Below are 12,333 nucleotides of genomic sequence, written 5' to 3' on the forward strand. Positions count from 1 at the left end.
ACGTCACAACCACGGAAGTCCCCAACGCCATGCCACTACGGGTATGGCTGCCGAGTCGGCCTCAACACCACCGAGCCCAGGTGGACATGGGGTGGCTGGTCGGTGACGAACTCGATCGCCCGTGCGACATCGTCGGGATCGAGGACCGGTCCTATCTCTTCCGAGTAGGTGCTGAACCAGTGGGCGTCATATCCCGCCGCCGCCTGAAAATTGGTTGCGACGATCCCCGGCTCGATCAGGGAGACACGTATCCCGATCGGTCCGACTTCGCGCCGCAATCCCTCCGCGGCGCCGTGGACAGCGAACTTTGAAGCGCCATACACGGTGTTGAAAGGGGACACATTGGTTCCGACGGTCGAGCCCGTGACGACGATGTCGAGCGCCTTGTTTAGTGGTGAGGCCTCGGCAATGGGAAGCATTGCCGTCGCGAATGCCCGCATCTGACGCAAAGCGCCCAGCACGTTGACGCGGAATAGGTCCTCCCAACGCGCTGGATCGGAGGTCAGCAGGGTGCCCGGTAGGCCACCACCAGCGTTGACCATTCCGATGCTGGGCCGGCTACCGAATCGTTCTTGGCAGACGGAGACGAGTCGATCCACTGTCTCAGGCTCAGCTGCATCGCCGACGATTGTCGTCAACTCACATCCATTCGCGGTGAGGTCGTCCGCCACCACGGCCAACGCCTCACTGTCGCGCGCGTTGAGCACAAGTCGGTATCCCCGCGCGGCAAACCGAACGGCCGTAGCACGCCCGATCCCAGTACTGGCCCCAGTCACAATCGCGATGCGTTTACTCACTCGTACCCTCCTCGATGTGACAGATCGATACCGTGACGGCCGCGCCCGACCGCAGGAACCGGATCAACGACTTCGCCGCGAACCCCGTTGTCCTCTGAACTGATTTCGCGCCAGCTGACAAAGACCGCCGGCAATGTTCGCCGCGTCGAGCGGCGTCCAGGTCAGCAGTGCCAAGCCATCGGCGAAGCGTGGGTTGAGCTCAATGAAGAAGCGCACCTGCGCGTCTCTTTGGATGTGACTCAACCGCGACGGATTCTGGGGCGTGGCGACCGAACGCACGATCCACGGGTCTTCGCCGACCGAGCGGTAGTTTCTGCGCACGCTGAGCTTGCGGATCAGAGCCTCGACGTCATCCGGCGTCTGATGCAGAAGGCTGGGATATACGCGTGGCATCGTCGAAGCGATCAGGCGGTACACGGCGGGAGACGCACAACGGGTCAAGTAGGCCAGCGGCGTATTCGGCTCGCGGAACTTGAAGCGCAGTGCCTCACGCAGTCCGAAGCGCGACGCCTGCACGCCGCCGCGGTAACCCAAGCGGCAGTACACACTCGCGCAGAACACCGCATACTGTCGACCCGCGTGCTCAATCCGCTCGATGCCGACGTATGAGAAGCCCGCAAGTTCTCTCTTCGTGCCATAGAACAGGGCAACGCGAGCGTCGTTTCTGCCGAGGACCTCATCTGCCAGCTCATCGCGCGTCAACCCACGTACGGTTTCGCTATAAACGTCGTAGAGCTGATCTGCCAGCGTCTGGCGTTCCACGGTTCCAAGTGACTTTGGACAGAGACATTCGCTTCGCCGGATACGTCGATGATCGGCATTGGAACGGAGCGGATCCTTGGCAACATCGGCCACGCGCCCCGGCCGGAGGCTCGTCACCGCAACCTGCGTACGCCTGCCCGTCATCTGGACGCCGCCCCGCCTTCAACGCGGTCTTCGAGCGCTTCGTCGAGTTCCCGATAGTGTCGCTCAAGCCGTCTGATCAGCGGGCCGGTGCGCGGAACGATCAATGCGGAGAGACGCTCGTAGTGTTGGACATGGGTTATTCCGTCGTCGCCCACGAGATCGAATCCGCGCTCCCCGTTAGCGATACCGGTCACACGTACGGTTACTTCGAAGACTGCGGCTCGGACCGGTCTTGAGAATTTAGTGCATTCCACAGCGCATACATGAACACCCAGAGCCTGTCGGCCTTGGCAAGTGGCTGCCCGTCGAGCCGAGTGGTGTCGATCGAGTCTCCCGCATGGAAGAAACTGGCTTGTGTCGCGAAACACATGGCGCCCCTTTGCTATCTAGACTCAATGTCTATCATCACCGAAACCACAAAGGGAGGGCTGCGCTCCGATCTTGTGCGGAATCCGGTTTTCAACAAGGTGCGGAGATGTGATGATGCCTCGATGAGTTTCAATACCACGAAGAAGGACCACGTCACCCATGGTCGTGGCGTTCAGCGGCGTACTTGATCCTGGCCAGCGAGATCTTCATTCCCTCGACAAGCTCCCGCTCGAATATGTCCTCCCCGCCCACAAAAGTATTGGCGGTCAACGTCGAGATCGGCTTGACGCCACGCTCAGCGTGCCGAGTCTCGATCACCCGGGTGCCCGACGGGATCGGCTGTAGCTCATAGCTCCAGATGGCGCGGTTGACATCGACGCGGAAGGCAAGCTTCCTTTGCGGGATAACTTCTTTGATCGTGCACGTCGTCGGCCAGAACAGGAAGTTGCGGCGATTGATGTTGAAAGTCCGGGTACCCGGTTCCAGCGGTCCCAACTGCTTCATCCAGCGGCACTGCGGGCTCCACTGACGCATTCGACGAAGGTCGGAGATCAGATCCCACACCGCGGCGACGGGCGCGCTGATATCGATTTGTGCCTGCAAAAGTGGCGCTGCCATTGGGCTCTACCTCCGAGTTGATTGACGGTTGTGGTACTTCGTCGACGGGCGTGGCGCGTGCCGGGACGGGTGCCCTGTCTCAGGCCGAATGACCCCCGTACTCGATGCTGTGAATGAGGGAATCGCCCGGGTAGAGATGGCGCTTCTCGCTCCGGTACGCATCGAAGATGTCGCGCATCGCTAACACCGTCGAGTCGAGTTCGGTTGCCCGGAAACGGTCCCCCGAAAGATACTGGGCCGCGGCCAGCCAGTGTGCATCCTCCACACCCAGATGTTGACGCACGAAATCGTTAAGAAGCCTGCGCGCCAGCGCTTTTCCTCCTGGGCCACGACGGCTACCGTCGGCCACGGCTGCGTAGAAGAATCGATTCTTCCCCGCCGACAACGGATTGATGCTGGTCCAAGCACGGACCTCCATGGACCCGACGCGGGATACGGTTTCCTGGCACAGTGCTGTGACTAGGCCAGCCTGCACTGCCACGTCAGCCACGCGTCCGGCGCGCGACCTACGCCGCAATCGGGCCATGGTCCGGTTCAGTGTCACCAGTGTCCGCATCGGAAGGGAGTAGCTGGCATATCCACCGTCGTCTTCGACGTGGAAGGTCATATCGATGGCCGATCGCACGGGATAGCGACGGTCCGGCTCAATGCCGATCGACAGCGACGCCAGCTTTGCGGGGCGTTCCGGCGACCCGGAGTACGTGCTCTCGGCATGGGTCCAGATGCAATGCGGCACATCGAGAAAATGATCGAGCCATACCCGCAGGTCACCGTCGACATCAAAGGACCCTGCCGCGGCAATCCCGTTCTTGGGAAGTAGATCGACCTGGACCGGGAACTCCGCATCCGGCTCATCTTCAACCGAAACCCAGATCAGCCCGACTTCTTCGCGAACGAAGAACCGCCGGACGCTGCAGCGTCTGCGGAACGTCTCGTCGGCTCCGAAGACGTCTGGGACATGGACGCAGTCGCCGTTGATGTCGAAGCAGAAATGGTGGAATCCGCAGCGAATACTGTTTCCCTGTACGGAACCCTGCGATAGCGGTATCCCCCTATGGCCACACAGATCCTCCAAGGCGCCAAGGCCCCCGGACGAGGTACGGAATACGACGATTGGGGTGCCCCAGTACCACGCTCGAACAGGGTCACTTCTCAACTGTGCGGACTCGAGAACTGCTACCCACATGACGGATCCTTCGTTGCAGGCAAGGGATCAAGTCGAACACCCCTGCCGTGTACGTGCGTTCGGGCTGACCTGGGTGGCGAAAGTGCGCCTGATTCCGGCAAGCCCGGTTTCCCGGCAAGGATTGCTGGCGTGCCACTGTCCATCAATCGCCCGTTCATGGCACTCCTCACTAAAAGCCCCCGAAGTTTCTCGATGGGCGGCCGATCAGAATCAGTCAAAGAGTCCGGAGAAGTCCGCGGCGATGTCCTTGACCGCCCCTTGCAAGACCATGAACTCGAACCCAAGCGCCATGGTCGACAGACCAACGGCAGCCGCCGCAGGCATCCCGATTGCGCTCAGCAAGTCACCCTCCTCGAGGAAGTGCGAGAAGAGGTTGAACTGGTAGAGCGGCAAGGTGGTCGATAAGAAGTTGAAGATATCCGCGGTCGGCAACAGCGTCGAGTAGGCAGTCGCCGTCGCGCTGGTGACCGTGTTGACAACATCGGTCAGGCTGGGCAACGTGAACTCGGCCATCGTGTCCGTCCCTTCGTCCGCGGCTCCGAACGCAAACAGATCCGCCGGGCTGGACAGGTGATCTGTAAAGGCCTGCCATCCTTCCGCCAGTGCACCTCCCAGGGCGTCCACGAGTTCGGTCGCGCTGATATCGGTGGGCCACAATCCGAACGGCGTCGCCACATTTGCGAACGTGGTGGTGTCCACCGTGCCGTGGGCGAGGTCCCCGTAGCCCCAGTTGACCAGAACCCGTAGCACCGGATCCAGCAGGTCCACCAGAGGTTCTCCGATACCGGGAATGCCCGCAAAGGGCTGTAGCAGCGGCAATGTCTCGGTGGGGATCATCCAATAGTTGGTCGCACCTTCCCCGGTCAGATCCGCGGAGCCCGGCAGCAGAAATGCACCGGAGTCGGCCAGATCCGTTCTCGGGTAGCTACCGTGCACCAAGGCAATTCCCATGAACGCATTGAGTGTGGAGAGGAAGTTGAGCGGGTAGCGCGGGAAGTCGGCGAACCCGTCGTACTGAATGGAGTAGTTGTTGGTCGAGTAGATGGTGTCCACCGGGGTGGCGCCGTAGAACGTGAGGCCCAAGCTTGGCAGGGTCAACGGTGGGAAGTCGACGTCACCGAATCGCTCCATCAACCCGCCGTTGGGGGTCATCAGATTGCCGAGCAGGACAAAGGACAAGCTGTCGGCATCCGGGGCGTTCTCTCCCATGGCTGCCAGCTGCCGCATTTCTAGTGAGGCAATGGCGGCGCTCTGCGAATACCCGAGCACCAGAAGATCATTACCCGCGTAGCCGCCATCGGCCGGATCCTTGGTGATCGCCTGGTGGAGGATCTGAACGCCCTGAGCCACCGACGGATCCAGCTGCAAACTCTTGACGCCGGTGTAGACCGGCGAAGCCCCTTCGGGGGTGAACAGCGGAATGTGATTGAAGTCGGCGAATTCGGCCGGGAAGTACTGCGATACGGCAGCCATGTAGCTGGGCGGGGGGATCGGCATGCTGCTACCGCCCATGATCAGCGTGTTGCCGCCGGCCAGCAGAGCCACGTCGGCCGACGCAGCTCGCGCCGTGGACGCCGACGGCGACGTCGCCCCGACAAGCGCAGCGCCGACGGTCACCGTCAGAACCACGTTCAGCAAACGGGAACCTTGAAGCAACACGCCAACCTCCTCAAGCGACGGCACAAATTGCCCTCACAACGACTGAGAGCAGACTGAGCTGTGGAATCCCTTGTCTATCACAGGACTACGTAGTTGCGGTGAAAATGACGTGTTCAAATAGTCGGTGGCACAATGCAAGTCATCTAATGATCGGGGTATACAGCAGCATGGATGACGCCGAGGCTGCCGCAAGGTCGCTCCTCGTTGTCAGTGCTAGCCGTATGTAGCGGACGCCCCGGATCTAATCGGCACACAACTGCGGCGTGTGTCGTCGCAAGACTGTCTCCCAACTGCTTTGGATGCAGCGCGGAGAAACGGCATCGAATATTCTCATCCCCGGCTCGCGATGAGATCCGTCCCACGGTCGGGTCCGGATCTCAAGGGCTGGCGCCGAGTGCAGCTCGATCTATCAGCCGTCTGCCCCGGCGGCGCCGGCATTGCCGGCGCCCCCTACCGTGCCCGCTGCCCCTGTACTGCCTGTGGTGGTTGTCGCGGAGTTGTGGCCCACTCCACCAGCGCCGCCAGCACCGGCGGCGCCACCTGCGCCGGCCGCACCGCCTGCGCCGCCCACACCACCACTACCATCGCTGCCCGCGGTGTACCCCTGCGCCTGAGCCGCGCCGCCGACTCCACCGGCACCACCGGCACCACCGGAAGCGCCATCGCCGCCGGTGCCGCCATCGCCGCCATTGCCGCCATCGCCACCGTGAGCCTCTGTATTCCAAGTGAATTGGCCGGTCGTCGCCGTGCCGTAAGCCTCGCCGCCGGTGCCGCCGGCACCACCGGCCGCACCGCCGGCTGCGGCACCGCCGGCACCACCATCCCCGCCGGCCCCACCGGCGCCGCCATTGCCGGACACGGTTCCGCCCATACCGCCGGCACCGCCGAGGCCACCGGCACCACCGGCCGTGCCGTCCGCGCCGTCGCCGCCGTTGCCGCCGTTTCCGCCGTCGCCGCCCCACGCGTTACCCGCGGGAGTAGCACCGGCGGCGGGATCCCCGTTGACGTCACCCTGCGGGTTGCCGATGGAACTCGCCCAACCGCCGGCCCCGCCTACTCCGCCGGCGGCACCGGCCCCACCGTCGCCCCCGTCGCCGCCGTTGGCCCCGTACGCGTTCCACACCGCCCAGCCAATCGGCAAGTTGTAAACGTGGTCGTAGTCCACCGGGACCGGAGTCTCGTAGGCACCACCGCCGGCACCTCCGGTGCCACCGATCTGCCCCACCCGGGTGGCATCGGCGCCGTCTCTGCCGTCGGTCGCCAGGTGATTCACCGCCGTGTACCGACTGATGCCCTGCTCGTTGTAACCATCTTTACCGGCAGCACCGGTGGCCGCTCGGACGGGATCTCCCGCCTGCACCGGCGCGTTAACGCCGACGCCACCTTGACCGCCGGTACCTCCGGAACCCCCGGCACCACCGTCACCGACCGCACTGGCATGGCCGCCAGCCCCGCCGTTGCCGCCCGCACCGCCGACCCACGTGGTCCACTGGCCGGAACTGTTGAGTCCGGCACCGCCGGATCCGCCAGCGCCGCCGGCACCGCCGTCGCCGCCGCGCCCGATAACCCCTGCGTTCCCGCCAGCGCCACCGTTGCCGCCGTCGCGACCCGGTATGCCGTTACCGCCGTTACCGCCGTTACCGCCGTTGCCGCCGCCGCCAGACCCGGAGTCGGCGCCGGACAGGCCGTCTGCGGCGCGAGTGCCGCCGCCACTATCGCCGCCCAGGCCTGCTGCACCTCCCGCTCCGGGGTCGCCGCCGTTGCCACCGGCACCACCGGCACCACCGATCCCGGCACCCCAGTCACCGGTCGCGCCGTCGCCGCCGTTACCGCCGTCGCCTCCCCCGCCGCCGCGAGCGCCGTTGCCGCCGACACCGCCGATGCCGTGCTGGCCGTCGCTGTATCCGGACGCCCGGGCGGTGCCACCGACCCCACCGGCGCCGCCGTTGCCACCGACCCCACCGGCGCCGCCGTCCCCGGCGTCGGCCCCGGCTCCCCCGTATTTTCGAAGGCCGTAGCCGTTGGCGCCGTCCGAACCATCGCCGCCGTTGCCGCCGTTGCCGCCGACCCCGCCATCGGCGCCGGCACCACCGTTGCCGCCTGCACCACCGTTGCCGCGCAGCAATCCACCAGCACCACCAGCACCACCGGCACCGCCGGCTCCGCCGTCCTGGCCGTTCCCGCCGACCTCACCCTTAGTCGCAATCGGCCAGCCCGACCGATAGTCGCCCGGGGCACCGCCAACACCGTGTGCGCCGCTACTGCCGGCAAAACCGTTGCCGCCAGCACCGCCGGCACCACCGTCACCGATCGTCCCGCCGGCACCACCGATACCACCGGCACCGCCGGATCCACCGCTGGCGGTGGCGTTACCACCGGCCCCGCCGGCACCACCATTGCCGAACAAGCCAAGCGCCGAATCTCCACCGGCACCGGCTATGCCGTCGGCAGCACGCAAGCCGCCGCCACTGTCGCCACCGAGACCGGCTGCTCCGCCTGCGCCGACATCACCGCCGGCACCACCGGCACCACCGGCACCACCGTTCGCTCCGTCGGCGCCCGCGCCGCCGTCACCACCGTCGCCCGGGGTCGCACCCGCACCGCCGCTACCGCCGACGCCGCCGGTGCCGTGCGCACCCAGCTGGCCCGCGGCACCGAAATATCCAGCGGTACCACCCGCACCGCTGGCGCCACCGGCTCCACCGGAGCCGCCCGAGCCGCCCGCGCCACCGGCACCACCCGCGCCGCCTGAACCGCCGCCGCCGGCAGTCAAGGCATCGGACCCGGCGCCCCCGGCACCGCCGATATCGCCATCGCCGCCATGCCCACCGGCACCACCGACACCGCCGGAGCCTCCGATGCCACCGCGCCCGAACATGCCGGTGGTTCCGCCGGCACCACCGGCCCCACCATTGCCGCCGGCCTGACCTGCCTGACCCCCAGCCCCCGCCTGCCCCGCCACGCCATCAATCCCATGGCCGGCGGGCGCAGTGGACGCGGTGTCGGTCGCCGGGTTGACACCGGCTGCGCCGTTGTCGCCGGCCATGCCCGCACCGCCGTGCCCACCGGCGCCACCGTTGCCGAGGAACCAGCCACCGGCGCCGCCGATGCCACCGGCGCCACCGTCACCACCAGCGACCATGGCGTCAATTCCGGCGCCGCCGGCACCGCCGTTGCCGATCATCCCGGCAGCGCCACCGGCCCCACCGTCGACACCGCTACCGCCGTCACCGAACAGCCAGCCGCCCGCCGTGCCGTCGATACTGGTGTTGAGCCCCTCCAAGCCGTCCAGGCCGTTGCCTATCAGCGCACGACCCGTCCACTCAATGAACGGTTCATTGATCCACTGATTCACTTGCGCGCCAAGCGGACTAGCGATCCAGGCCTGGCCGGCCTGATAAAGCGGGCCATAGAAGTAGTCCTGCACCGTCTGGCCGATCAGCGGATTCATCATCGCGCCCAACGGACTATCCGCCCACGCCAACGCCATCCCGGAGCGTTCGAAACCGCTCACCAACTGCTGATAGTTGGCGGCCGCCGACTCCATCGCCACGACCGCGTAGTTGACAGCGGCCGCAGGGCCCCCGTCCTCACCGGTCTGCCCGACTGCGCCAACCGCACCCGCAGCGCCTTGGCTGCCCGCCGCACCGGTATGGCCGACCGACGCGGTGTACCCGCCACTGACGCCACCCGGTCCGCCTGTGCCGCCGGCCCCACCCGCGCCGCCTTCGCCACCCGCGCCACCGGAACCACCGGAACCTGCCACGCCCGATCTGCCGAGCAGTCCGCCGCCGCCACCCGCGCCGCCGGAACCGCCGATACCACCAACACCGCCAGTACCGCCGACGCCGCCGGCACCGCCGGCACCGCCCGATCCGGGGAAACTCTCGTAGCCGGGGCGGTACGGCATTCCATTACCGCCGGCACCACCTGAACCGCCGGTTGCGCCGACGGCTCCTACGCCGCCGGAACCGCCGGAACCACCACTGCCGCCCGCGCCGCCGTTACCGATCAGCAGGCCACCGCGGCCGCCGGTCCCGCCGATACCGCCAGCACCACCGGTGCCGCCGAAACTACCGGTGCCGCCGGTACCACCTGTGCCACCATTGACGTTCGCTCCAGTGCTGTAAGCCTGGTCGTTGGCCCCACCGTTGCCGCCGGTACCACCGGCCGCACCCACGCCGCCATTGCCGCCGACACCGCCGACGCCACCGAGAGCGCCGTCACCGCCGTCGCCGCCGCGCTGACCGGGAGCCGCTCCGTCGCTGCCATGACCCCCAGTGCCGGCGACACCATCGGCAGCCTGGCCAGCGGGAATAGGGGTGACGCCGATTGCGCCAGTTGCCCCGGTGCCCCCGGCGCCGCCGACACCGCCGGTGCCGAACCACAATCCCGCAGCGCCGCCGGTTCCTCCGGCCCCACCGGCCACGTCGACGTTGCTCGACGCGCCGCCTGCCCCGCCGGCGCCACCATTGCCGAAGAACCAGCCGCCGGCTCCACCGTCCCCACCGGCTGCCCCGTCCGCTCCGGTTCCGCCGGCACCGCCGGTGCCGAACCAACCGACCGCGTCGCCGCCGGCACCACCGGTGCCGTCGGCGGCAGTGCCGCCCGCACCGCCATCACCAAACCACAATCCCCCATTTCCACCCGCGGCCTCCGCCAGCGTGCCGCCACTGATGCCGGCGGGACCGTTAGCGATCAGGTCCTGACCAAAAGCCCACTGCCCGAAAGGATTAACCAGATTGTCGTTAACCCAGGAGCCAAACGAGTCAGCGATCCAAGCCTGTTGCGCTGCATGCAGGGGGCCATAGACCCAGTCGTCGAACCAAGCCGCAAAGGGATCGTCAGCGCCCAGCGCGTTGGACTCCATCGACCCCGGGTTCGTCAAGCTGGTGAAAATCGCATCCCATCCGGCGGCATCCGATGGGCCCACGGCGCCATCCAGGCCCCAGCCGACGGGATCGAGGAGATCGAAAATCCAGTCCATCAACGGATCGGCCTGGGCGGGTGGCGCGGCAGCCAACGGCGTCATCCCCAACGCCAGGAATGCTCCGACCGTCGTGCCCAGACTGACGAGCCGGGCGCCACGGCGCACCGCGGCGCTCTTACCAGGCCGAGCCTGCCCATTGCCGCGTGTGCCGACCACCTGATGCCTCCAGCGCAGTTCTTCGGTAATGGCGGACACTTTCAGCTAGCCGCCGAGATTCCGCCAAGCTAATCCACAGGCACAAGGCGGTCAACCGATCTAGCAAACACTTTTTGTTGGCGCTCACCACCCCTCTACAGCTCACCGCGCAACCGGAGCGCCGCCGCGTCGCAGCTAAAGACACCAATCGGCCGCGGTAGCAACGGCGACGCATCCATCTCCAACGCCGGAGCGAACCAGCATTGCAAACGGCATTTTCAGTCGAAAATCCCGTTCTCGTGGAGAGGCCTGCCGGACAGCCGCTACGTTCTGCGCACACAGGTAGCGGGCGTCCATTCCGACGACGCCCACAATTTACGGAGCAACGATTCACGTGACCAAACGTCATGACAGCAAACACCACGGAGTCGTTGAGCGCTGGTTCCGCTGTGGACTGGACTAACCGGAGGCATCTACTTATGTCCCCCCTGCAACAGAACGACAAACTGCGCGGCCCATCCCGGCTCGATTCGACCGCGCACAGCGTCGTGATCGATTCGCGAGACCACAACCCTGTTGCGATCGAGTCGCCTCCCCTCAGGGAGCACCCTCGGCCGGCGGGCGAGGCCAAACAGATCGTTCGTCTCGCAGTCAAACATCAGTGCGAGGTGCAGGCATTAGCCCGGGCAACACAGATCTCGAGGCCCACATCCCACGATCAATGCCTCGAGATCACCCGCACGAACGCCAGTCTTGGCCTCCAGCAGCTGTGGCGTACTGCAGACGACGATCTGACGGGCCTTCACAGCGTCGGAGTTCCCCGGAGCGCACTACGACCGCTTACCTTCACCGTGTGCAGCGCACCGAATCTCGCCACGGCGGTGCGCCGCTATCAAGAGTTCCACGCAGCGCTGCCGAGCCTGCCCGCAATTGCCATCGAAGAGACGGCGGGTACCGCGAGGTTGTCCTTCACCCTTCCTTCCCTCGACACGTCATCCCTCATCTTGGTGTCGCTGGGTTTGCTGACGGCAGCTCACCGCGTCGTCAATTGGGCAACCGGAAGACCACTGATTCTGCATCGGGTGGAGCTGCCCCACTCAGGCCCCATCGGACATTGCGGCTATCAGATGACGTTTGGAGCAGCGCCGGTCTTCGACGCAGCACATGCGGCACTGGTATTCGACTCCGACACCCTCACACGATCCTTCGTCCGCAGCCACGACGACATCGAGGGATTTCTGGGAGGGACACCGACGAACCTACTCGCCGAGTGCGACTTCAACACGTCGGTCAGCGACCAGGTGCGCCACATTATCGAAGACCACCTCGGCAATTCCAGCTGCACAAGCGACCAGATCGCCGCTGGTATCGCGATGAGTCGGCCCACTCTGTGGCGCCGCCTCCGGGAAGAGAACACCTCGATCTCGCAGATTCGTGCCCAGGTAATGCGTGAGGCCGCCCTAGCCAGTCTTGCGCAAGGCGATGAAAGCATCGCGCAGTTGTCGCGTCGCCTGGGATACTCCGAGCCCAGCGCATTCAGCCGCGCCTTTCGACGCTGGACAGGACACTCCCCCCGCAATTACGAGGGGTCGTGATGGTTGTCATGACCCGAGGCCAGGGCAGCCTCCCACCTGCGATTGTCCGCAGCCGCAAACAGTTCTCCGAACCGCTTA

7 protein-coding genes are annotated in these 12,333 nt (G+C 65.9%); 1 reads left to right on the top strand and 6 read right to left on the bottom strand.

Annotation, left to right across the window (positions count from 1 at the left end):
• Positions 1-35: 35 nt before the first annotated feature.
• The 6 genes from ACJH71_RS19130 to ACJH71_RS19155 form a co-directional block, all read right to left on the bottom strand.
• On the bottom strand, positions 36-797 hold the full coding sequence (locus ACJH71_RS19130) for an SDR family oxidoreductase (protein WP_406759563.1): 762 nt from the start codon (positions 795-797) through the stop codon (positions 36-38).
• Positions 798-860: 63 nt separating this feature from the next.
• Positions 861-1,559 (bottom strand): hypothetical protein, encoded by a 699-nt coding sequence (locus tag ACJH71_RS19135; protein ID WP_406759564.1) that lies wholly within the window; start codon positions 1,557-1,559, stop codon positions 861-863.
• 666 nt (positions 1,560-2,225) lie between these two features.
• Complete coding sequence (locus ACJH71_RS19140) at positions 2,226-2,690, bottom strand: SRPBCC family protein (protein ID WP_406759565.1); 465 nt, start codon at positions 2,688-2,690, stop codon at positions 2,226-2,228.
• A 79-nt stretch (positions 2,691-2,769) separates the two neighbouring features.
• Positions 2,770-3,876, bottom strand: a complete 1,107-nt coding sequence (locus ACJH71_RS19145) for a Rieske 2Fe-2S domain-containing protein (RefSeq protein ID WP_406759566.1) — start codon at positions 3,874-3,876, stop codon at positions 2,770-2,772.
• A gap of 210 nt (positions 3,877-4,086) precedes the next feature.
• Positions 4,087-5,505, bottom strand: a complete 1,419-nt coding sequence (locus tag ACJH71_RS19150) for a PE-PPE domain-containing protein (protein WP_406759667.1) — start codon at positions 5,503-5,505, stop codon at positions 4,087-4,089.
• Positions 5,506-5,944: 439 nt separating this feature from the next.
• Positions 5,945-10,681 carry a PE family protein gene (locus tag ACJH71_RS19155; RefSeq protein ID WP_406759567.1) on the bottom strand — a complete coding sequence of 1,579 codons (4,737 nt, stop codon included), beginning with the start codon at positions 10,679-10,681 and terminating at the stop codon, positions 5,945-5,947.
• 458 nt (positions 10,682-11,139) lie between these two features.
• Here ACJH71_RS19155 and ACJH71_RS19160 point away from each other — a divergent pair, with 458 nt between their 5' ends.
• Complete coding sequence (locus ACJH71_RS19160; RefSeq protein ID WP_406759568.1) at positions 11,140-12,255, top strand: AraC family transcriptional regulator ligand-binding domain-containing protein; 1,116 nt, start codon at positions 11,140-11,142, stop codon at positions 12,253-12,255.
• The last annotated feature ends 78 nt before the right edge of the window (positions 12,256-12,333 follow it).

This window comes from Mycobacterium sp. SMC-15 (assembly GCF_045310925.1).
Classification (GTDB): Bacteria; Actinomycetota; Actinomycetes; order Mycobacteriales; family Mycobacteriaceae; genus Mycobacterium.